General features: G+C 69.0%; 19 protein-coding genes. 14 read left to right on the top strand and 5 right to left on the bottom strand.

The genetic code is table 11. The features are described from left to right. The first annotated feature begins 1 nt into the window (after position 1). Positions 2 to 679, top strand: a complete 678-nt coding sequence (locus ACWF9G_RS27975; protein WP_379310881.1) for a cell division protein FtsQ/DivIB — start codon at positions 2 to 4, stop codon at positions 677 to 679. Positions 680 to 839: 160 nt separating this feature from the next. Then, positions 840 to 2096 (top strand): cell division protein FtsZ, encoded by a 1257-nt coding sequence (gene ftsZ, locus ACWF9G_RS27970; RefSeq protein WP_379310882.1) that lies wholly within the window; start codon positions 840 to 842, stop codon positions 2094 to 2096. A gap of 59 nt (positions 2097 to 2155) precedes the next feature. On the opposite strand, the gene ACWF9G_RS27965 is transcribed toward ftsZ, so the two are convergent. Further along, positions 2156 to 2701 carry an LppU/SCO3897 family protein gene (locus ACWF9G_RS27965; RefSeq protein WP_452518955.1) on the bottom strand — a complete coding sequence of 182 codons (546 nt, stop codon included), beginning with the start codon at positions 2699 to 2701 and terminating at the stop codon, positions 2156 to 2158. Between the two features lie 168 nt (positions 2702 to 2869). Between ACWF9G_RS27965 and ACWF9G_RS27960 the strand changes: the two genes are divergently transcribed. From ACWF9G_RS27960 to ileS, 8 genes are all read left to right on the top strand, one after another. Continuing rightward, the gene (locus tag ACWF9G_RS27960) at positions 2870 to 5812 is read left to right on the top strand and encodes an AAA family ATPase (protein WP_452518953.1); all 2943 of its coding nucleotides are present in this window, start codon (positions 2870 to 2872) and stop codon (positions 5810 to 5812) included. A gap of 57 nt (positions 5813 to 5869) precedes the next feature. Beyond that, positions 5870 to 6601 carry a peptidoglycan editing factor PgeF gene (gene pgeF / locus ACWF9G_RS27955; protein ID WP_379309867.1) on the top strand — a complete coding sequence of 244 codons (732 nt, stop codon included), beginning with the start codon at positions 5870 to 5872 and terminating at the stop codon, positions 6599 to 6601. Positions 6602 to 6653: 52 nt separating this feature from the next. Continuing rightward, complete coding sequence (locus ACWF9G_RS27950; RefSeq protein WP_379309866.1) at positions 6654 to 7391, top strand: YggS family pyridoxal phosphate-dependent enzyme; 738 nt, start codon at positions 6654 to 6656, stop codon at positions 7389 to 7391. Between the two features lie 107 nt (positions 7392 to 7498). Continuing rightward, entirely contained in the window at positions 7499 to 8254 is a 756-nt protein-coding gene (locus ACWF9G_RS27945; protein ID WP_189033701.1) for a cell division protein SepF, read from the top strand. 89 nt (positions 8255 to 8343) lie between these two features. Then, entirely contained in the window at positions 8344 to 8646 is a 303-nt protein-coding gene (locus ACWF9G_RS27940; RefSeq protein ID WP_189033702.1) for a YggT family protein, read from the top strand. Between the two features lie 60 nt (positions 8647 to 8706). After that, positions 8707 to 9567, top strand: coding sequence for a DivIVA-like cell division protein Wag31 (gene wag31, locus ACWF9G_RS27935; protein ID WP_452518951.1), 861 nt, complete (start codon positions 8707 to 8709; stop codon positions 9565 to 9567). Between the two features lie 83 nt (positions 9568 to 9650). Then, positions 9651 to 9875: a hypothetical protein gene (locus ACWF9G_RS27930; RefSeq protein WP_452518949.1), complete on the top strand. Its 225-nt coding sequence runs from the start codon at positions 9651 to 9653 to the stop codon at positions 9873 to 9875. 277 nt (positions 9876 to 10152) lie between these two features. Then, positions 10153 to 13284 (top strand): isoleucine--tRNA ligase, encoded by a 3132-nt coding sequence (gene ileS / locus ACWF9G_RS27925; RefSeq protein WP_452518947.1) that lies wholly within the window; start codon positions 10153 to 10155, stop codon positions 13282 to 13284. Positions 13285 to 13651: 367 nt separating this feature from the next. Here the strand turns inward: ileS and ACWF9G_RS27920 are convergent, their stop codons facing one another. Next, a complete protein-coding gene (locus tag ACWF9G_RS27920) occupies positions 13652 to 14527 on the bottom strand; it encodes a UTP--glucose-1-phosphate uridylyltransferase (protein ID WP_379309862.1) in 876 nt (291 codons plus the stop codon). Positions 14528 to 14707: 180 nt separating this feature from the next. On the opposite strand from ACWF9G_RS27920, the gene ACWF9G_RS27915 reads away from it, so the two are divergent. Further along, positions 14708 to 16009 carry a DNA polymerase IV gene (locus tag ACWF9G_RS27915; RefSeq protein WP_452518966.1) on the top strand — a complete coding sequence of 434 codons (1302 nt, stop codon included), beginning with the start codon at positions 14708 to 14710 and terminating at the stop codon, positions 16007 to 16009. Here the strand turns inward: ACWF9G_RS27915 and ACWF9G_RS27910 are convergent. Next, complete coding sequence (locus ACWF9G_RS27910; RefSeq protein ID WP_452518964.1) at positions 15892 to 16428, bottom strand: RNA-guided endonuclease InsQ/TnpB family protein; 537 nt, start codon at positions 16426 to 16428, stop codon at positions 15892 to 15894. The two genes, ACWF9G_RS27915 and ACWF9G_RS27910, sit on opposite strands and share 118 nt — an antisense overlap. A gap of 36 nt (positions 16429 to 16464) precedes the next feature. Here ACWF9G_RS27910 and ACWF9G_RS27905 point away from each other — a divergent pair, with 36 nt between their 5' ends. From ACWF9G_RS27905 to ACWF9G_RS27895, 3 genes are all read left to right on the top strand, one after another. Next, the gene (locus tag ACWF9G_RS27905; RefSeq protein WP_379309872.1) at positions 16465 to 16749 is read left to right on the top strand and encodes a hypothetical protein; all 285 of its coding nucleotides are present in this window, start codon (positions 16465 to 16467) and stop codon (positions 16747 to 16749) included. A gap of 108 nt (positions 16750 to 16857) precedes the next feature. After that, on the top strand, positions 16858 to 17355 hold the full coding sequence (locus ACWF9G_RS27900) for a hypothetical protein (RefSeq protein WP_379309861.1): 498 nt from the start codon (positions 16858 to 16860) through the stop codon (positions 17353 to 17355). Between the two features lie 109 nt (positions 17356 to 17464). Further along, positions 17465 to 20710 carry an arabinosyltransferase domain-containing protein gene (locus ACWF9G_RS27895; protein ID WP_452518945.1) on the top strand — a complete coding sequence of 1082 codons (3246 nt, stop codon included), beginning with the start codon at positions 17465 to 17467 and terminating at the stop codon, positions 20708 to 20710. A gap of 127 nt (positions 20711 to 20837) precedes the next feature. Here ACWF9G_RS27895 and ACWF9G_RS27890 read toward each other — a convergent pair whose 3' ends face one another. Together ACWF9G_RS27890 and rarD are read right to left on the bottom strand one after the other, a co-directional pair. Then, positions 20838 to 21758, bottom strand: a complete 921-nt coding sequence (locus tag ACWF9G_RS27890; RefSeq protein WP_452518943.1) for an ADP-ribosylglycohydrolase family protein — start codon at positions 21756 to 21758, stop codon at positions 20838 to 20840. A gap of 170 nt (positions 21759 to 21928) precedes the next feature. After that, on the bottom strand, positions 21929 to 22852 hold the full coding sequence (gene rarD, locus ACWF9G_RS27885) for an EamA family transporter RarD (protein WP_452518942.1): 924 nt from the start codon (positions 22850 to 22852) through the stop codon (positions 21929 to 21931). Positions 22853 to 22874 lie beyond the last annotated feature (22 nt).

Here is a 22874-nt window from a genome sequence, read left to right as displayed (position 1 = left end):
GATGCCCGCCGCGCGCGGGTGGCACGGCTACCGGATCTGGACGGTGGTCGGTCTTCTCGTGGTGACGGGGCTCGTCGTCCTGGCCTGGTTCACGCCCGTGCTGTCGGTGCGCACCGTGCGTGTCGACGGTTTGGCGGCGGTATCGCAGGCGGAGGTTCGCGGGCGGCTCGAAATCCCGGACGGCCGTTCGATGTTGCGCATCGATACCACCGCGATCGCCCAGCGGGTCGCCGCTATCCCGAAGGTGCGGTCGGTCCGGGTGCAGCGCAAATTCCCGTCCACCGTGCTGGTGACAGTGGTGGAACGAACACCGGTGCTGTACATCGAATCACCGGACGGCGCGCACCTGATCGACGCCGAGAGTGTCGAATTCGCGATCGAGGCCGCGTCACCGATCGGGGTGCCGAAGTTGATCACCGAGGGCTCCTTCACGGGGCCCGCGGCGGCCAAGGCTGCTGTCGATGTGCTGGTCACGCTGCCGCCCGCGCTGTCGGCGCAGGTGGGTGAGGTTGTCGCACGGTCGATTTCGGACGTCTCACTGAACCTTCGTGACGGTAGGAAGGTAGTGTGGGGCGGCACGGGCGACGGCGAGCGCAAAGCTGCCGTCGTGTTGCCGCTGCTGACCCGTGAGGGGACCGTGTTCGACGTGTCGAGTCCGAATCTGGTCACGGTAAAGTGAGCGACATTCTTTGTGGCACAAGATTCTGGCTCTCGTCTCGGCGCGCCTGCGCCGGGATCGCAGTGGCTGCGAATAGCGTTCCGCAGCAGTCGGATACTTGACATAACGCCAACCCTATGGTTGAGGTTGAGGGTTTAAGATCGAAGGAAGGCGAGAGCCCATGACGCCCCCGCACAACTACCTTGCAGTGATCAAGGTCGTCGGTATCGGCGGCGGCGGCGTGAACGCCGTCAACCGAATGATCGAACAGGGACTCAAGGGAGTCGAGTTCATCGCGGTCAATACCGACGCCCAAGCCCTGCTGATGAGCGATGCCGACGTCAAACTCGATGTCGGCCGCGAGCTGACTCGCGGCCTCGGCGCAGGCGCCGACCCGGAAGTCGGCCGCAAGGCCGCCGAAGACCACAAGGACGAGATCGAAGAGGTGCTCAAGGGCGCCGACATGGTCTTCGTCACCGCGGGTGAGGGTGGTGGCACCGGCACCGGTGGCGCCCCCGTCGTCGCCAGCATCGCCCGCAAGCTGGGCGCGCTGACCATAGGTGTCGTGACCCGGCCGTTCTCCTTCGAGGGCAAACGGCGTGGGAACCAGGCCGAGGTGGGTATCAACCTGCTTCGCGAGTCGTGCGACACCCTCATCGTCATCCCGAACGACCGGCTGCTGCAGCTGGGCGACGCGGCGGTGAGCCTGATGGACGCGTTCCGCTCCGCCGACGAGGTGCTCCTCAACGGTGTGCAGGGCATCACCGACCTGATCACCACCCCTGGTCTGATCAATGTCGACTTCGCCGACGTCAAGAGCGTCATGTCGGGCGCCGGCTCGGCACTGATGGGCATCGGCTCGGCGCGCGGCGAGGGCCGCTCGGTGAAAGCGGCCGAGACGGCGATCAATTCGCCGCTGCTCGAGGCGTCGATGGACGGCGCGCACGGCGTGCTGCTCTCCATCGCGGGCGGCTCCGATCTCGGTCTGTTCGAGATCAACGAGGCGGCCTCGCTGGTGCAGGAGGCGGCCCACATCGAGGCCAACATCATCTTCGGTACCGTCATCGACGATTCGCTCGGCGACGAGGTGCGCGTCACCGTGATCGCGGCGGGCTTCGACGGTGGCGGACCGTCGCGGCGGTCGTTCGAGACCAACGTCAGCTCCACGCGCAACGGGACCAACCCGATCGGTTCCGGCCGGGCGGGCGAGGTCGGCCAGGCGCGCAGCGAGGCGCCTGCACGCGCCACCGAACCCGCCACCAGCGGGGTGTCCACCGGCCGCACCAGCGCGCCGAGCTACCGGGATACCGAGCGGTACCGGGAGTCCGAGCGTCAGCGGGTCACCGAGCGGGCGATGAACCAGGTGAACAACCCCGATCAGCGCGAAGACGGCGACGATGACGACGACATCGAAGTGCCGATCTTCATGCGTCGATAGGCAGCTCGACGAGAAGCGCCCGGACTCCGTGGAGTCCGGGCGCTTTCGTCTGTGTGGGGTCAGCTCTTGGCGCTGCCGAGGCAGTAGGTGATCTTCGGGTCGTTGACCACGAGCACCGAGTCGGCGTCCTCGCCGCACAGCTGCTCGTCGACCTGACCGTCGATCCGGGACACGACCTTGAAGCTGGCGTCGGCGGCGGTGCACGGCACGAACTTGTAGCCGGTCATCATGCCCTCGTTGTAGCAGCTGCCCTGCTTGAAGTTCGGCGCCAGACACAGGAACGCGATGGTGCCGCCGTTGCCGAAGGTCTCCTCGTAGGAGGTGTAGTCCTCGTGGCAGTCGACCTTCTTGTCGTGCACCTGCACGACCTGGTACACGGCGTTCTCGGCCGAGCAGGCCACCGGCTCGGTGTCGGAGTCGACCGCCGACGCGGAGATCACGTTGATGCAGTCACCGACCTTCGAGCGGGCGGTGTCGGACTTGCCCGCGTCCTGGGCCACCTCGGTGACCTTGTCCACGGCCGAGCAGCCCGCGGCACCGAGTGCCGTGACCGCGAGCAGTGCCAGCGCGAACCGCGAAACCATTCCCTTGCCGGTGAACGTCATGCGAACCTTCTTTCTGGAGAACCTCACCGCGGACCCTTCGGCGGTGATCGGCCTCGCCCACCCAACCCCACGCCCGTGCCCGGAGCATCCGGGAAACCACGGCATTTGCCCGCCGGTGGCCCGGGTTAGGCTCAGTCCGGGTCGATCCGGTTTGAGAGGGGTGCACGCGTGCTCGAACGCGCATTCGTCGGCCGGGCCGCTGAACTGTCCGCGCTGACCGCGACCTTCGCCGCGCCCGATGCCCCCTGGCTGTTGCTGGTGGAAGGACCCGCCGGGATCGGCAAGTCCCGCTTGGTCGCCCAGTTCGCCCAGTTCGCGCCGTGCCGGGTGTTCTCGGTCACCGGTGCCGAGGACGCGCGAACCCAACCGCGCTACCTCGCCGACGATCTCGTCGAACAGCTCACCGACTCCGGTGTGGCTGCTGGGGGTTTCGACCCCGGCGCAGACGAGGCCGTGGGATCGGGCGTCGGGTTGGGCGGGCCCGTGGCACCGGTCGAAGAGGCGGAGATCGGAGTGTCCGGAGCGGACGTCCTTGCCGATGCGGCCTTCGCCCGCCGGATGCGTCGTGCCCTCGGCGTCGTCGAGACGCTGCTCGTTGTCGACGACGTGCAGTGGTCCGATGCCGAATCGGTTCGGCTGCTGGCCTTTCTGATCCGGAATCGTCCTGCGGGCTTCCGGTTGCTTCTCGCATTCCGCGAGGGCGGCTGCCCGGCCTCGATCACCCGGCTGCTGCGGGTGCCACGCGTCCACTCGGCGCATATCCAGGTGCCGCCGTTCAGCGAAGCCGATGTGGACGGGCTGCTACCGGCGGAGAACCCGCGGCGGCGTGCCCGGCTGCTCAGCGCGTCCCATGGCAATCCGCTGTATTTGTCGCTCCTGGCCGAGCTGCCCGACCAGGAACTGGACCGGGCGCTGCGCGGCGAGAACCCCGATCCCGCGTCGAACGACTATGCGGCGCTGGACCGGACGATCCGCGCCGAACTGGCGCAGCTGTCCGGCATCGAACGGTCGGTCGCGCAAGCACTCGCGGTGTGCGGGGTGCCCCCCGACCTCGAACTGTTGTGCACAACAGTGGATCTTCCCGCGGCAACGGTGGCTGATGCGCTCGACAGGCTGGTCGCACGTGGTGTGGTCGGCGCGAGCGACGGTGCGGTGACCTTCGTTCATCCGCTGATCCGCACGGCCGCCTATCGACTGGCCGGGCAGGGCTGGCTGGCGCTGGCCCACCGCCGCGCCGCACTGGCCCTGCGTACCCGCGACGCGCCGATGCCCGCGCGTGCGGGGCAGCTCGAGCACGCCCTGCTCGGCCGTGACGAGGTTGCCGGTGCCGAACTGCGCTCGGCCGCCGAGCAAGTGCTCGCCGACGCACCGGCGTCGGCTGCGCGCTGGCTCGCGCTCGCGCACCGGATCGCCCCGTCGGCTACCGACCCACTCGCCGACGCGGTGGCCCTGGGCCGGGCGCTGTTGCTGGCGGGCGCGGCCGAGCGCGCGGCCGAAGCGCTCGACCCGGCCGCCGCGAAACCGGGCCCGCACCAGCTGGAAGCGCTGCTGCTGTCTGCCCGGTGCGCCCGCATGCTCGGCCGGGTCGATCACGCCAGGACCCTGCTCGCGACGGCCGCGACCCTGCCCCGTCGCGTCGGCGACGGTCCGGTCCAGCTGGAACTGGCCATCCTGGAATTGCAGGATCACCAGGATGCCGAGGGCCACGCCCGACTCAACGCCCTGTTCGGATCCGCCGAGATCGAGGACCCGGCGGTCCGTGCCGCCGCGACCGCACTGCGCTGCCTCGGCTTCGTCGCCGACGGCCAGATCCGGACCGCGGCCGACCTCTACCCCCGGTGTCACCAGGCCTTCGAGAACCTGACCGATGCCGGGTTCCGCGAGGTCGTCCACGCGATCCCCGCCCTGGGCTGGTGCGCGTACTTCCTCGACCACGATCGCGACGGCCTCGTCCATCTCGACCGCGCCATCCGGGTCAGCCACCGCTTCGGCCGCAGCTACGCCCTCGCCGAACTCCAGACCGTCCGCGCCTACTCCCTGGCCAAACTCGGCCGCCTCGACGCCGCGATCACCGCCGCCGACGACGCCACCGACGCCGCGACCACCTTCTACTACCCCGACCTGCTCGCCTTCGCCGGCGCGGTCAAGCTCCGCACCCTGCAACTCACCGCCCCCACCGACACGGCCACCACCCAGTGGCACGCCGTCGCCGCCCTCCCACGTCCCGTCATGCGCTGGTGGCGCCAGGTCGTCGACACCACCCTCGCCGAAACCGCCCGCACTCTCGGCCTCCCGCCGCAGGCCGTCCAGGCGCCCAATCTCCCGATCCCCGACGCTCCGGACCCGAGCATCCCGCCGCTCGGCACCCGCCCCGGCCCACTGCACCCGACCCACCTGGCCCGCGCCGCCCACGCCGCCGTCGCCGACGGCGACCTGAGGATGGCCGCCGCCCTGGTCACCCGAGCGGAAGCCGCTGCGCACACCCAATCCGCGGCTTCCGATGCCCGCGAAGTCGTTGCCACGGAGGGTGTTTCCGCCCCAGCGGATCCAACGCACGACGCTACGGGCACCACTCCCTCCCACACCGGGGGTCTGGGCAGCCAGATCGGGGCGGCGGCGCTGGCCAGAGCCGACTATGCCGCCGCCGTCGGTGACCTGGATACGGCAGCCGCATCGGCCGAGGCGGCGATGGCCGCGTTCACCAGGGCCGGGATGGTGGTGAACCGGGCGCAAGCCGAACTGGTCGCGGGCATCGTCGCGGGCCGCCGTGGCGACTTCGGCCTGGCCACGAGCCGATTCGCCGCGGCGCGCGCGGTGTTCGCCGCCGCGGGCGCACAGCGGCTGCTGGCCGAGACGACGACAGCACAGCGCAGCTTGGCAGGCAGTCAGCCGGTCGCCGCGACCAGCCTGACCAGACGCGAACGCGAAGTCGCCGAACTGGCGGCCAAGGGCCACGCGAACAAGGACATCGCCGCCCACCTCTACCTGAGTCCACGCACCGTCGAAGACCACCTCGGCCGCGTCCTGCGCAAGCTCGGTCTGACCAGCCGCGCCGGCATCGCGCGCAAGCTCGACGAACTCGACGAACCGGTGTCCACGCACCGAGGTTGACCGACGTCACCACGCGCGGGCGACCCACACCGCCCCGACCGCACTACGCTCGAAGTCATGACTTCCGCACCGCCCACCGTGACCGTCCGCCGGGTGACCACCACCCGCGCCGGTGGCTTCTCCGCCGCCCCGTACGACTCCTTCAACCTGGGCGATCACGTCGGCGACGATCCGGAAGCCGTGCGCCGCAATCGGATTCGCCTGGCCGAGGGCATCGGGCTCACACCGGACCGGCTGGTGTGGATGGAGCAGGTGCACGGACGCACTGTCGAGATCGTCGACGGACCGCGCACCGAACCGGTGCCGGTGACCGACGCGCTGGTCACGACCGTGCCGAACCTCGCCCTGGTGGTCCTCACCGCCGACTGCGTGCCGATCCTGCTCTCCGACGACGAGGCGGGCGTCATCGCCGCGGTCCACGCGGGCCGCATCGGCGCCAGGATCGGCATCGTGCCCCGGGTGCTCGAGGCGATGGTCTCGGTCGGCGCGCGCGTCGACCGGATCGGCGCCTTCCTCGGCCCCGCCGCGTCGGGCCGCCAGTACGAAGTCCCCGCGGCGATGCGCGCCGATGTCGAGGCCCACCTGCCCGGCAGCGCCACCACGACGGTCCGCAAGACCCCCGGCCTCGACCTGCGCGCAGGCATCAGCAGGCAGCTCACCGAGGCGGGCGTCGGCGGAATCGCGCTCGACCCGCGGTGCACCATCGAGGACAAAACCCTGTTCAGCCACCGCCGTGGCGCCCCGACCGGCCGCATCGCCGGCGTGATCTGGATGGACAGCCCCGCATGAGCGCTCGGCGCCCTCAGCCGGTAGCGCGCGTGACCACGCAGGAAGGTTCGGCATGACCTCGACCGCCGACCAGGACACCGCCCGCACCGCGGAATTGTCGGCCAGGCTCGACGGCCTGCTCGCGCGCATCGACGCCGCCGTCGCCGCCGCGGGCCGCCCGGCGGGCTCGGTCCGCCTGCTCCCGGTGACGAAGTTCTTTCCTGCCGCCGACGTCGACATCCTCTACCGCCTCGGCAGGCGCGAGTTCGGCGAGTCGCGCGAGCAGGAGGCCTCGGCCAAGGTCGACCAGCTGGCCTACGACGACATCGAGTGGCACATGATCGGCCGTTTACAACGGAACAAGGCGCGCGCGGTGGCGCGCTGGGCGCACACCGCGCACTCGGTCGACAGCGAACGACTGGCAAACGCGCTGGACCGGGCCGCGCAGGACGCACTGGCAGCCGGTGAGCGTACCGCGCCCCTGCGTGTCCTGCTGCAGGTGAGCTTGGACGACGACCCCGGACGCGGGGGTGTCGCACCGGCCGATCTGCCCGCCCTGGCCGACCTCGTGGCGAAGGCCCCCGGCCTGGATCTGGCCGGTCTGATGGCGATTCCGCCCCTTGACGCCGCGACTGATGCGTCCTTTGCGAATCTTGCGACTTTGCACACTTCGCTGCTCGCGCAACACGCCGATGCCACCGAACTTTCTGCAGGTATGTCGGGTGATTTGGAAGTTGCGGTCGAACACGGTTCGACCTGTGTGCGTGTCGGTACCGCCCTGATGGGCGCGCGACCGATAACCTCGGCGTAGCAAAGAAACCTCATCAGTCACATTCGACACATACGATTGGGCCGACGAGGCGCTGAGCAAGAACTTCAACACCCGGCCGCCACCGGGGCCGAAGGAAGGTCGTCCAGATGAGCACGCTGCACAAGTTCAAGGCGTACTTCGGCATGGTTCCGCTCGACGAGTACGAAGACGATTACGTCGACGATCACGCCCCCCGCGGCGCCGAGGAGCGCGCAGGCCGCACCCGCCCGCGCAGCTACGACCGCTACGCCGAAGACCGTTACGGCTCCGACCGTTTCGAGGACGAGGCCGACGACTACCCGCAGCCGGCCTACAAGTCGGCTTACCAGGCGCGCCGTGACGATTACGTCGCCGACACCTATGCCGACGATCGCTACGAGGCGCCGCGGCGTCCGACCAGGATCGAGACCGCCCCGTCGTCGGGTCGCTCGTTCCGGGCGGGCGGTGTCGCACCCGGCATGCGCGGCTCCACCCGCGGAGCGCTCGCGGTCGATCCCGACGCCGAGGAGCGCAGGCTCGAGGAGCGCTTGCGCCCCGAGCCCGCGGCAGCGCGGCGGCCCGGGATCTTCGAGGACGGAGGTCCCTTGTCCAAGATCACCACGCTGCGTCCGAGGGACTACAGCGAGGCCAGGATCATCGGTGAGCGTTTCCGCGAGGGCAACCCGGTCATCATGGACCTGGTCGACCTGAGCAATGCCGATGCCAAACGGCTGGTCGATTTCGCGGCCGGGCTCGCGTTCGCGCTGCGCGGTTCGTTCGACAAGGTGGCGACCAAGGTGTTCCTGCTCTCACCGGCCGATGTCGACGTATCGGCGGAAGAGCGCCGCCGGATCGCCGAAAACGGCTTCTACAACCAGAAATAGACGCCACATCCGCAACATCGTGATGGCCGCCCGCGCACCGCGCGGCGCGGCCATTTTGCAAGCCGACGATTTTGCGGCAGAGTGAAGCCGTGGCCCTGTTCGCGGTTCTGTACCTCGTGCTTTTCATCTTCTGGCTGTTGTTGATCAGCCGGGTGATCGTCGAGTTCATTCGCAGTTTCGCGCGCGATTGGCGCCCTACCGGTGTGGTGGTGATCCTGCTGGAAGTCATCTTCACGGTGACCGACCCGCCGGTGAAACTTCTGAGGCGGTTGATACCTCCTGTGAACCTCGGGGGTATTCGGCTCGATCTGTCGATAATGGTCCTGCTCTTCGTGGTGTTCATCCTGATGTCCATCGTGGGTAGGCTCGGGCAGCCCGTGACCTCCGTGTGACATACTGAATCGAGAAGACCGCTTGCTAGTTCTCCAAAAGACGCGTGAAGGGATCCTTCGATGCCGCTGACTCCCGCCGATGTGCATAACGTCGCGTTCAGCAAACCGCCGATCGGTAAGCGCGGCTACAACGAGGACGAGGTCGATGCCTTCCTGGATCTCGTCGAGCAGGAGCTCTCGCGCCTGATCGAGGAGAACGCCGACCTGCGCCAGCGGGTCGCCGAGCTCGACACCGAGCTGGCCGATGCCAAGAAGAACCGCGCATCCGCCCCGGTCAACGCCGTGAAGGCGCCGGTCCAGCAGGCTCCGCCGCCTGTCCCAGAACCTATCGCGCCACCGGTGCCCGCCGCACCGTCCGCGCCGATGCCGGTCGCCGCGCCGGTCAGGGACAACTCCGGTCCCGACGCGAACATGCAGGCCGCGAAGGTGCTCACCCTGGCGCAGGAGATGGCCGACCGGCTCACCACCGACGCCAAGACCGAGGCCGAGGGACTGCTCTCGAACGCGCGGGCAAACTCCGAGCGACTGGTCGGCGACGCCCGCACCCGCTCGGAAGCGATGATCGCCGACGCGCGCCAGAAGTCCGACGCGATGCTGGCCGACGCGCAGAACCGCTCCGACACCCAGATCCGGCAGGCCAAGGACAAGGCCGAGGCGCTCACCGCCGACGCCGAGCGCCAGCACGCCGAGATCATGGCCACCATCACCCAGCAGCGCACGGTGCTGGAAAGCCGCATCGAGCAGCTGAAGACCTTCGAGCGCGAGTACCGCGTGCGGCTGAAGTCGTACCTGGAGTCGCAGCTGGAGGAGCTGGAGAACCGCGGGTCGGCCGTTCCGGTCGACGGTGGCGAGTTCGCCGGCGAAACCAACGGTTCTGCCAACAGTCTGGCTCCCGCCTCCTTCGCCAAGGGCGGCAAGTAAACTGAACCCGGGTCGCGCGGCACGCCGCGTGATCCGGGAACGCCCAGCTTTCATCGGGCTGCTCGGGTTTCTTGGGAGTCAGCATGCTCGTCTTGACGCTCGTCCTCGCGGCAATCGGTTTCGGTCTGCTCGTCGCGGCGCTCGCCACCGGTTCGGTGCTGTGGGCCTGGGGGTGCATTCTGATCTGCATGATCGGTGCCGCCACGCTGCTGGTGAGCGCGCTGGCCTCGCGAAAACCCGAGAACGACCCGGTCCGGCCCGGACGGCACCACGCGCAGCGTGCCGAGTGGCGCAGCCGGCGGGACTGACCGCGGAATATTCGCTGGACGGTCCCCGCTAGAATCGAAGAACACACGGCACTGATCCGGCCATCACCGGGGAGCCTTCGGAAGAACGGCGCTCGCGCTCAGTAGAACCGAACGGGTGAGCCCGTCACAGCTCACACAACGAGAGGCCCGCACCGCTTCCCACCAGGGGCGGAACGGGCAAACGGGGTGGTACCGCGGTACGGCGCACCGGCGTCGGCATCGTCCCCGTGCCCAGGATTCGCGCCGACGGCGCGGCGGCACGAGGAGCAGATCCGCGATGGCGGACGAGACAACCACCGGTGCATACCCCCGGGTCGACTTCGGCGCCGGTTCCGGCGCGTCGTTCCCGGAACTCGAACAGCAGGTGCTCGACTACTGGGCCGGCGACGACACCTTCCGCGCCAGCCTGCGCAACCGGGACGGCAACGACGAGTTCGTCTTCTACGACGGCCCGCCCTTCGCCAACGGCCTGCCGCACTACGGCCACCTGCTCACCGGCTACGTCAAGGACCTGATCCCGCGCTTCCAGACCATGCGCGGCAAGCTGGTCGACCGCCGCTTCGGCTGGGACACCCACGGCCTGCCCGCCGAGATCGAGGCCGAGAAGCAGCTCGGCATCACCGACAAGGCGCAGATCGACGAGATGGGGCTGGCCGAGTTCAACGCCGCCTGTAAGTCCTCGGTGCTGCGCTACACCGGCGAGTGGCGTGACTACGTCACCCGCCAGGCGCGCTGGGTCGACTTCGACAACGACTACAAGACCCTCGATCTCGACTTCATGGAGTCGGTGATGTGGGCGTTCAAGTCGCTCTACGACAAGGGCCTGATCTACCAGGGCTTCCGGGTGCTGCCCTACAGCTGGTACGAGCAGACGCCGCTGTCGAACCAGGAGACCCGCCTCGACGACGCCTACAAGATGCGCCAGGACCCGGCGGTCACCGTCGACATGCAGCTGGTGGTCCCGGCCGAGCATCCCCTCGCCGCGCTCGACGGCGCGAACGCGCTGATCTGGACGACCACGCCGTGGACCCTGCCGTCCAACCTGGCGATCGCGGTGCACCCCGACGTGCGGTACGTGCACGTGCGCGGCGCCGACGACAAGCGCTATCTGCTTGCGGCCGAACGCGTCTCGCACTACGCCCGTGAGTTCGGCGACGAGCCGGAGGTGCTCGGCGAGTACGACGGCGCGGCCCTGGCCGACCTGTCCTACCGCCCGCCGTTCGACTTCTTCGTCGGCCACCCGCACGCGCACCGCGTGCTCACCGCCGACTACGTCACCACCGACTCCGGCACCGGAATCGTCCATCTCGCACCGGCTTTCGGTGAGGAGGATATGGACGTGGCCGGGGCCAACGGCATCGAGATCGTGCAGCCGCTCGACCCGGCAGGCAAATTCACCTCGATGGTGCCGCCGTACGAGGGCCTGATGGTCTTCGACGCCAACCCGGTGATCATCAAGGACCTCAAGGCCGCGGGAAAGCTGTTGCGGCACGAGACGATCGAGCACTCCTACCCGCACAGCTGGCGTTCCGGCCAGCCGCTGATCTACATGGCCGTGCCGTCCTGGTTCGTCGCCGTCACCCAGTTCCGCGACCGGATGGTCGAGCTGAACAAGCAGATCAGCTGGGTGCCCGAGCACATCCGCGACGGTCAGTTCGGCAAGTGGCTCGAAGGCGCGCGCGACTGGAACATCAGCCGTAACCGCTACTGGGGCAGCCCGATCCCGGTGTGGGTCTCCGACGACCCGGCCTACCCGCGCGTCGACGTCTACGGTTCGCTCGACGAGCTGGAGGCCGACTTCGGCGTGCGCCCGCAGGATCTGCACCGGCCCTACATCGACGACCTCACCCGGCCCAATCCCGACGACCCGACCGGGAACTCGACCATGCGCCGGGTGCCCGAGGTGCTCGACTGCTGGTTCGAGTCGGGCTCGATGCCCTATGCCCAGGTGCACTACCCGTTCGAGAACAAGGAGTGGTTCGACAGCCACTTCCCCGGCGATTTCATCGTCGAGTACAACGGGCAGACCCGCGGCTGGTTCTACACGCTGCATGTCCTTTCGACCGCGCTGTTCGACTCGCCGTCGTTCAAAACCGTTGCCGCGCACGGCATCGTGCTCGGTGACGACGGGCTGAAGATGTCGAAGTCCAAGGGTAACTACCCCGACGTCAACGAGGTCTTCGACCGCGACGGCTCCGACGCGATGCGCTGGTTCCTGATGAGCTCGCCGATCCTGCGCGGCGGCAACCTCATCGTCACCGAGCGCGGCATCCGCGAAGGTGTCAGCCACGCGCTGCGCCCGCTGTGGAACGCGTGGACCTTCCTGCAGCTCTACGCCTCCAAGCCCGGACAGTGGCGCACGGATTCGCCGAACGTGCTCGACCGGTACATCCTGGCCAAGCTCGCGGTCACCCGTGACGTGATCACCGAGGCGCTCGAGACCTATGACATCGCCGGCGCCGCCGACGAGCTGCGCTCCTTCGCCGACGCGCTCACCAACTGGTATGTGCGCCGGTCGCGGTCGCGGTTCTGGTCCGAGGACCGCGACGCGGTGGACACGCTGCACACGGTGCTCGAGGTGGTCACCCGCCTGGCCGCGCCGCTGCTGCCGCTGATCAGCGAGGTCATCTGGCGTGGGCTCACCGGCGAGCGCTCGGTGCACCTGACCGACTGGCCTGCCGAGACCGAGCTGCCGCACGATCCCGAACTCGTCGCCGCCATGGACGAGGTGCGCGTGGTCTGCTCCACCGTGCTGAGCCTGCGCAAGGCGCAGAACCTGCGGGTGCGGCTGCCGCTGGCCGAGGTCACCATCGCCGCGGCCGACGCCGAGCGGCTCGCGCCGTTCACCGCGCTGATCGCCGACGAGGTCAACGTCAAGAAGGTCGACCTGACCACCGACGTCGCCGTGCACGGCCGGTTCGAGCTGGCCGTGAACGCGCGTGCCGCCGGTCCGCGCCTCGGCAAGCAGGTGCAGACGGTGATCAAGGCCGTCAAGGCGGGGGAGTGGACGGAGTCGGCCGACGGTGTCGTCACCGCCGCCGGGATCACCCTGCTGCCCGAGGAATACACCCAGCGTCTGGTGGCCGCCGAACCCGAGTCCACCGCCGCCCTGCCGGGCAATGCCGGTCTGGTGGTGCTGAACTCGGTGGTCACCGAGGAGCTGGAGGCCGAGGGCTGGGCCCGCGACCTCATCCGCGACCTGCAGGAGACCCGCAAGTCACAGGGCCTCGACGTGTCGGACCGCATCAGCGTGGTGCTGGACGTGCCCGCCGAACGGGCCGAGTGGGCCCAGACCCACCGCGACCTGATCGCCGGGGAGATCCTGGCCACCACGCTGACGTTCGGTGCGGCGGGCCCGGATGCCGCCGAGCTCACCGGCGGAGTGCGGGCTTCGGTCAGCAAGGCGTAGATCGCCGGAGAAAGGGGCGGGGCCGGATACGGTCCCGCCCCTTTCTCGCGGTCATGGTGTCGGCCCCTCGGCCGGGTCGAATCGACTGCGGCACACTCGGATTCGCAGGCTCGATCACTCGGCGACACGCTCGATGCTGAGAAGTTGCTGAAATGTGGGACATTCGCCGGGCCGTCGGGCACAATCTGACGCGTTGCTGCTGATGCGCATGGAACACGCTCAGGTGACAGTGACTGCTCGTGATGATTGTCCTGTGGAAACGGTGTCGCGCCGGGAGCGAGTCATCCCCGGCGCGCCACCGGATCAGCGGGTCGGTCAGGCGATGCCGCCCGATAGCCGACCAGCTGTCATGGCCGAGCGTGAACGCCTAGTCGACCAGCTGGCGCAGCAGCGGCCCGTACTCGGGATGAGCCAGCGCCGAGGCGAACTGCGCGACCAGGTAGTCGGCCGGGTTGCCGGTGTCGTACCAGCGGCCCTGGATGACCTGTCCGTACACCGCGTGCTTGGCGGCGTAGTTGTTGATCGCGTCGGTCAGGTACACCTCGCCGGTCTGGTGGGTGTACCAGTTGTCGGTCTGCACCTGTAGCTCGTCGATGATGCCCGGCGTCACCACGTACCCGCCGATGGCCGCGTAGGCCGACGGCGCGTCCTCGGGCTTGGGCTTCTCCATCAGGCCGGAAATGCGCAGCAGCCCGTCGTCGAGGTCCTCGCGCACCACGGGCACGCCGTAGCGCTGCGACTCGCCCGGCGCCATCGGCATCAGCGCGAGCACCGGGCAGCCGGTGGACTCGTAGGCGGTGATGAGCTGCTGGGCGCGCGGCACTGTGGCGACGAACACGTCGTCGGGCCACAGCACCAGCATCGGCTCGTCGCCCAGGTTCCGGGCGGCATTGAGCACGGGCGTGCCGTTGCCGTACGGACCGTGCTGGTCGAGATAGGTGATGTGACCGGCGCGCGAGAGCTCACCGACCTCTTCCACCGCGTCGGCGTAGGCGGACTTGCCGTCGGCGCGCAGCTGCGCGACCAGTGCCGGGTTCGGGCGGAAGTGATCCTGGATCAGCGACTTGCCGCTGCTCACGACGATGGTGATGTCGGTGATCCCGGAGGAGACCAGCTCGCGCACGGTGTGCTCGATGACCGGCTTGTCGCCGACCGGCAGCATCTCCTTCGGCGTCGCCTTGGTCAGCGGAAGCAGCCGGGAGCCGATTCCCGCAGCCGGAATGACAGCCTTGCGGATCTTCATCCACCGATCATCACATACCGGGCTGGGTGATCGCTGTGTCACGGCTGTCAACCGGCTGCCGAATCTGTCGGCGGTCCCGCGTAGATTGCGGGCGTGAGGACCGACGCCACCGCCACCGCAGGCGTCCCTGCCAGGGCCGATGCGGCGGTCACCGCCCGCCGCTGGGTGCTGCACATCGATATGGACGCGTTCTTCGCCTCGGCCGAGCAGTTGACCCGGCCGACCCTGCGTGGCAGGCCCGTTCTGGTGGGCGGCGCTGGTCAGCGCGGTGTCGTCGCGGGCGCCAGCTACGAGGCCAGGGTCTACGGCGCGCGCTCGGCCATGCCGATGCATCAGGCCCGGCGCTTGATCGGCGTGTCGGCGGTCGTGGTGCCGCCGCGTGGCGCGGTGTATTCGGTGCTCAGCGCCCAGGTGTTCGAGACGCTCCGCGGTCGCATTCCGGTGCTGGAGACCCTGTCGTTCGACGAAGCCTTCGCCGAACCCGCCGAGCTGGCCGGTGCGAGCGTGGCGCGGGTCGAGGAATACTGCGCGATGCTGCGCGAACTGGTCAACGCGCGCACCGGACTCACCGCCTCGATCGGCGCAGGCACCGGCAAGCAGCTCGCCAAGATCGGCTCCGGCCTGGCCAAACCCGACGGTATGCGGGTGATCTCCCCGACGGAACAGGGCGGACTGCTTGCCGGGCTGCCGGTACGCAAACTGTGGGGGATCGGCCCGGTCGCCGAGAGCAGGCTGCGCAGCCTCGGCATCGAGACCGTCGGCGCGTTCGCGGCGCTGCCGGAATCCGAGGCCGCCTCGATCCTGGGCGGCAGCATGGGCGCCGCGCTGCACCGGCTCGCCCGCGGCATCGACGACCGCCCGGTCACCGAGCGCGCCGAGGCCAAGCAGATCAGCGCCGAGAACACCTACGAACGCGACATCGTCACCCTGCCCGACCTGCGTACCGCCATCACCGCCATGGCGGCATCCGCGCACCGCAGGCTCGAACACGACGGCCGGGCGGCCCGCACCGTGGTGCTCAAACTCAAGAAGTCCGATATGAGCATCGTGACCAGGTCGTTCACCCTGCCCTACGCCACCGCCGACCTCGCCACCCTGTCCGCGGCCGCGCAACGATCCGCGATCGATCCGACCGAACTCGGCCCGATCCGGCTGGTCGGCGTCGGCTACGGCGGACTGTCGCTGGTGCGCCAGGAATCACTGTTCCCCGAACTCGACCAGGCAGTGCCGCAAGACCTCGTCGCAGAGGCGGTCGAAGACACCACGCCACCCCCCGACGAGCACAACCCTCCTGCCGGACACTGGTTTCCGGGCATGGACGTCAGCCACCCCGAATTCGGGCACGGCTGGGTCCAGGGCGCGGGCTACGGCGTGGTGACCGTCCGCTTCGAGACGAGCTCGACAGGCCCGGGCCCGGCGCGGACGTTTCCAGCCGACGACGAGCGCCTGACACGGGCCGACCCGCTCGCCAGCCTCTCCTGAGTATTGACGTCCCCCCCGCCCCGAAGGGTAGGCATTCCGGCCTGCACGGGCTGCGCCGCGCTTCCGGTGGCCGCCGGTCGCGCACCCGAGGGCACGTCTGACACCAGCTCCACAGGCGTTGGTCTGTCCGCACGCCCTGCGGCCAGAATATTGATCGCGGCGTTCAGATCCCGATCGTGAGTGCTGCCACAAACACACGTCCACGAGCGGACATGCAACGGCTTCACACCGCTCGATACACCACACAATGAACACAGCTGCGACGACGGAAACCAGCGATCCACTCTGCCGAAGACCCGCCCATATCTAGCCGCTTTCTCTTCTAACATACGGGTGAACATGCCCCACCCGGCATCGTGAACCGACTTCGCCAATCGAGTTCGCGCCAAACCTTTGACGCACAAGTCCTCGACGTACACCGCTTGGTTGTCGCGGATGATCGCCGTGGACTTGTCGTGGGCTCGACCTCGACCACGAAGGAAGCGAAGTATCTGCCCGACGCGTCCTTGATCACGGTCACACTCGACGGATCCGACGGCAGCGCCCGTGACCAGCGCACCGAAACATCGCCGATCTTCGGCAGCCTCAGCTTCCGGCATGAGGTCACCGTGAACCTGGCATTACGCGTGAACCGGATCGATTGCCGATTGTCCTTGCGGGACCGGTACTTCGGTGGCGCCACCCGCGCACCCTTAAGTTGTATCGCAGCTGCACAGTCGGACAATACCGTTGGGCTATGACAGAAGATGCCGATGTCCGCACCGGCCTGTAGAGCGGCCCGTCGGTGGATCTCCGGTAGCCTCGGCTACCGCGATGGAACTCCCACCTCGAACGCAAAGGACGAGCAGTTGAAGCTTCGTACGACCGGACGTGTCGCGATCGCCGGACTGGCCGTGGTCGCCGCCCTCGGGCTGAGCGCGTGCAGCGACGACAAGGGTGACAAGCCCGCCGCCAAGACCACCACCAGCGTCAAGGCCACGGCCACAGCCGCCGCGGAACTGCCCCCGGTGCCGACTGTGGAGGAGCTCAATGCACAGCTGAACACCGCGCTGGATCCCTCGGTCCCGAACGAGGAGAAGACGGACTTCGTGCAGGGTGGTTCGGCCGATCCCGAGCTGCCGAACCGGTTGGCGCAGGCGGCCAAGGACGCCAATGTGCAGGTGCAGGTCACCGAGGTGACCTCCTTCGGTGAGAGCGTCAACGCCAAGGCCAACTTCACCGTCAATGGTCAGACCAATGTCGTCGACGTGCCGTTCGTGGCCGAGGACGGCAAGTGGAAGGTCCAGAAGTCGTGGGCCTGCGGCATGCTGACCAACCTGGGTCAGCAGTCGGTCGCCTGCGCCTGAGTTACCGACCCGAAAGCCCACGCCTTCGGCAGGGGCTTTCGGGCACCGGGCCGTGGGTGATCAGCACGTGTTTCGACCGCCGCGGTCCGCGCCGCTACTATCGGGCCCCGTGGTAGAGACGATCGTGCGGCAGGGGCATCCGCCCAAGGATGCTTCGGAGCCCGCACGACGGGCCCGGCTCGGCGGGTGGGCGCGCATCGTCGCTCTCGTCGCCGCCCTCGTCGGCGTGCTGAGCGCGATCGCCATCCCGTTCCTGCCGGTCCGGGTCGACACCGCCACGGTCTCCTGGCCGCAGCGTGGCACGACCACCTCGATCGAATCCCCGCTGGTCGCCTACGCTCCCGCGGCGCTGTCGGCCACCGTGCCGTGCGCCGCGCTGAGCACGCTCGCCGAGAGCGGCGGCGTCGCCGTGTCGACGATTCCGCACCAGTCGGCCGACATGGAGAAGTACGGCTTCGTCGTCAAGGTCGTCGCAGACACTCCCGACCGGCCCGGCCGCGTCGATGTGGTGTCGCGCTCGACACTGCTGTGGACGGCGCCACTCGCCGACGTACTCGGCAACACCTGCGCGATCTCCGTCGCGATCTCGCCGCAGGAAGCCGCCGTCACCGCGACGGGTCTCGGTGCGTCCGGCGCGACCGTGCCCGCCGATCTGCGACCCCAGGTGGTCGGCGTCTTCAGCGAGCTGACCGGGGCACCGCCCGCCGACCTGGCGGTGCAGGTGGTGGCCGATTCCCGCTACACGACCTCGCCGACCTGGATCAAGCTCGCCGCGATCGTGCTGTGCCTGCTCGCGACCGCGCTGTCGCTGTTCGCCCTGCACCGGCTGGACGCGCTCGACGGCCGCTCGGCCCGCCGGTTCCTGCCGCAGCGCTGGTGGCGGCTGCGACCGGTCGACTGGCTGGTGTTCGCCGTCCTGGTCGTGTGGCATTTCATCGGCGCCAACACCTCCGACGACGGCTACATCCTCGGCATGGCCAGGGGCGCCCGCAGTTCCGGCACCATGTCGAACTACTACCGCTGGTTCAGCGTCGACGAGGGCCCGTTCTACACGCCCTACACCGACATCATCGGCTGGATCACCCATATCTCCGCCGTCAGCCCGCTGGTCCGCCTGCCCGCCCTCGGCGCCGGCCTGCTCACCTGGTGGCTGATCAGCCGGGAAGTGCTGCCCAGGCTCGGCGTGGCGGTGGGCCGTCAGCGGGTCGCGACCTGGACCGCGGCGCTGGTGTTCCTGGCCTTCTGGCTGCCCTACAACAACGGCCTGCGCGCGGAATTCGTGGTCGCGCTCGGCGTGCTGGTCACCTGGGTCTCGGTCGAACGCGCCATCGCGACCCGGCGGCTGCTGCCCTTCGCCGTCGCGGTGATCGTCGCCGCGTTCACCCTCACCGGCGCGCCGTCGGGCCTGATCTGCCTTGGCGCGCTCGTGGCAGGCGCGCGCGTCGTCACCGCGGTCATCGTGCAGCGCGCGAAGTCGGTCGGCTATCTCGCGCTGCTGCTGCCGATCCTGGCGGCGGGCACGGTGGTGCTGACCGTGGTGTTCGCCGACCGGACTCTGGCCGGCGTGCTGGAGATGTTCGAGGTGCACGGCAAGATCGGGCCGGGGGAGTCCTGGTTCTTCGAGTTCCTGCGCTACCAGTACCTGCTGCAACTCAATGCCGACGGCTGGCTGACCCGGCGCTTCGGCGTGTTCGCCATGCTGCTCGGCCTGGTCGTGTGCACCGCGGTCATGCTGCGCCGCGGCGGGCACATCCCCGGCACCGCGGTCGGCCCGACCCGGCGCATGCTCGGTATCACCCTGGCCGCCATGGTGCTGATGATGTTCTCGCCGACCAAGTGGACCCACCAGTTCGGTGTATTCGCCGGTCTGGCCACCTGTGTCGCCGCGGTGACCGCGGTCGCGGTGAGCTCGGATGTGCTGCGGCCGTTGCGTAATCGCGCGCTGTTCGCCGCCGCGGTCTTCTTCGCCATGGCCATGACCTTCGTCGGCGCCAACGGCTATTGGTATGTGTCCTCGTGGGGAATTCCCTGGTGGGACAAGCCGCCGACCGTCGCGGGTTTCGGCCTGTCGACCGTGTTCGCCGGCCTGACCTTCCTGGCACTCGCCGTCGCCGCGTGGTTCCACATCCACCCGAACCCGAACCCGAAGCCACGGGCGGGGCGGCTGGCGGCGGTGCCGGTCCTCGCGGTCGCGGCCGCGCTGATGGTGCTGTTCGAACTGGCCTCCTTCGCGAAAGCCACGATCGCCCAGTACCCCGCCTACTCGGTGGCCGGCTCCAACTTCGACGCCGCGTTCGCGGGCGGGTGCGGCATGGCCGACGAGGTGCTCGTCGAGACCGACCCGAACGCGTCCATGCTCGCCCCGCTGACCGGCGATGTCGCCACCACGATGGCGGGCGCCGGCTCGACCGGCTTCCGCCCCGACGGCGTCGCACCCGTGCTGACCTCCGACGAGGTGGAATCGACCACGGGACAGGCGAATTCGGTGTCCGACGACCCGGAGGAGCTGCGTGACGCCTCGACCTCCGCCGGTTCCGAATCCCGGCAGGGCTCACTGCAGCTCCCGTTCGGGCTCGACCCGGCGACCACCCCCGTGCTCGGCAGCTACCGTTCCGGCGCACAGGAACCCGCCGCGCTGACCACCGGCTGGTTCCGCCTGCCCGACGGCCCGCGCGGCCCGCTGCTCGCGGTCTCGGTGGCGGGCAGGATCCGGTCGGTCGACGCCGACGGCATCGTGCACCCCGGTCAGGAACTCCTCGTCGAATACGGCACCGCGGCCCCCGACGGCACGGTCACCGTGACCGGCCAGGTCATGCCGATCGACATCGGCCCCGCCCCGACCTGGCGCAACCTGCGCGTCCCGCTCGACCAGCTCCCCGCCGACACCGGCGTCGTCCGGCTCGTCGCCCAGGACAAGGATCTCGGCCCCGACCAGTGGCTGGCGGTCACCCCGCCGCGCATGCCGCAGACCACCACGCTCAACGCGCTCGTCGGCCGCGATACCCCGGTGCTGCTGGATTGGGCTGTGGGCCTGCACTTCCCGTGCCAGAACCACCTGCCCACCTACAACGGAATCTCGGCCCTGCCCGAATACCGCATCCTGCCCGACCGCAACGGCGCCACCATCACCAACCTGTGGCAGGGCCACGACGGTGGCGGCCCGCTCGGCTGGACCCAGCTCCTGTTCACGGCCCGCACCCTGCCGACCTACCTGAACAACGACTGGGACCGGGACTGGGGCTCGATCGAGCAGTACCTGCCCTTGGACAACGGCGCGGTGCCCGCGAATCCGACGGTCGACTCCGACAATCGGTGGGGGACATGGACTCCGGGGCCGATCATCACGGCCTGGTAAGCCCTACCTGTGCGATCGAACGCGCGCGCTGTCAGCATGCGCTGAGCGTTCAGCAATCGCTCCGATGGTCCAGATTTCGACCGATCGGGGGATGGTGAACGTTCAGCGCGGCGACCGACCGGCCTGGTCAGGGGGCGTATGCGGCGATGCGCTGTGCCAGATCGGGCAGGTCCGCGCCGGTCAGGCCGGGGTAGCCGTGCAGCATGGCCCGCCACCTGGCCGGGACGGCGGAGGCGCCCCAGCGCGCGCCGAGCAGGCCACCCGCGATGGCGGCCGTGGTGTCGGTGTCGTTGCCCGCGCGGACACAGGCTTCCAGTGCGCGGGGCAGATGCTCCGGTGTCGACTGGTCGGTCGTGGTGATCGCCCACCAGGCGGTCTGCAGGGCGTGCACCACCCAGCCGTTGTTCGGGAAGTCGTCGGGCGTACCGTGCTCCGCCTCGTCAAGGCGCTCGGTCCAATAGGCCGATTGCGCTGAGCCGCCGACGTATTCGCGCACCCCACCGAAGTCGGCGTTCAGCACGGCATGCCGCACCGCGTATGTCCAGATCTTGCACGCCTCGACAGCATGCTCGTCGTAGTGCGTGAGCATCCCGACCCGACCCGCCGCCGCCACACATTCGTCCGCGTCGTCGAGATAGGCGAGCGCCACCGGCGCGGTCCGCATCAACGACCCGTTCCCACCGGTCCGCCCGGTCAGCGACATCGCCACCACCTGCATATCCAGCGCGGAAGAAGGCCTGGCCGACAACACCTTCCAGGTCTGATTCCCGATATCCGGCGGCTTGGAGTCGAACCACGCGACAAACCCCGCCGCCACCGCATCCAGATCGATCCCAGGCCCGTTCACCGCCGCCAACACGATCGCCAACGCCATCGACGTATCGTCGGTCCACTCACCCGGCGCCCACTCGAACGGCCCACCCCCGACCATATCGATCACCACCGCGGACCCCGGCTTGGTGAACTCATACCCCGCCCCCAACGCATCCCCCGCGGCCCCACCGACCAGCACCCCCGCCACCCGATCCGAAAACCCCGCGTCCTGCACAGACCCACCCCTCTCGGGCGCCCACTCTCCGATTGTCCAGCAGTCGACCCTACCGGTCGGAATGCGAGATACCCCAAGCTTTCGCCCCCAGACGCGCCCGCTTTCTGCCCACTGCCGCCGCGGACCAATCGAGGTCCCGACGTCGTTTCGACGCCTGAACTGCGACCGCCTCAGCGCGTGGCGACTTCGCCGACTGGTTCGGCGATCGAGCCGGCGCGCCGTGCCCGGCGGGCGCGGCGGAGGGCGTCGGTGGTGAAGACGACAAGGGCGGCCCAGATCAGGGCGAAACCCGCCCAGCGGGAGGCGGGCATCGGTTCGTGCATGACGGCGACGCCCCAGGCCATCTGCATACCCGGGGTGAGGTACTGCAGGATGCCCATCATCGAGAGGGGGACGCGCTGGGCCGCGACGGCGAACAACAGCAGCGGGACGAGGGTGACCGGCCCTGTGGCCAGCATCAGGCCGAAATGGGCTGGGCTGGAGGTGAACTCGCTGCGGCCGGTGGCCAGCAGCACGATCAGGAAGGCTAGGGCGAACGGGACGGCGACGATGCCCTCGGCCGCGATGCCACGCAGCGCGTCGAGCCGGATCACCTTCTTCACCAGGCCGTAGGTGGCGAACGAGCAGGCCAGGATCAGGGCGATCACCGGTGGCCGGCCGTAGTCGACGGTCAGCACGACCACCGCGAGCGCGCCGAGCCCCAGCGCCACCCACTGCGCTCTGGTGAGCTTCTCCCGGAACAGTGCCACCCCGATGGCGACCGTCACGAGCGGATTGATGAAGTAGCCCAGCGCGCACTCCACGATGTGACCGGTGGTGACGCCGAAGACGTACACACCCCAGTTCAGCGACAGCGCCGCGGAGGCGATCGCCGCCATCCGCCAGGTCCTGGCGTCGATCCCGCGCAGTCCTCGCAGCCGCCCGGTCACCGTGAGCAGCAGCAACACCACCGCCAGCGTCCAGATGATCCGCTGCGCCACCACTTCGGCGGGCGAGGCGAAGGCAAGCAGTCCGAAGAAGGCGGCGAACAATCCCCAGATCAGATAGGCGCTTGTTCCGAAGACGACACCGGGCGGGGACGAGCTGCGCTGCATTCATCCCATGTTACGACTGACG

Source organism: Nocardia sp. NPDC055029 (assembly GCF_053608525.1).
This window is presented reverse-complemented; position numbering and strand designations above follow the sequence as displayed.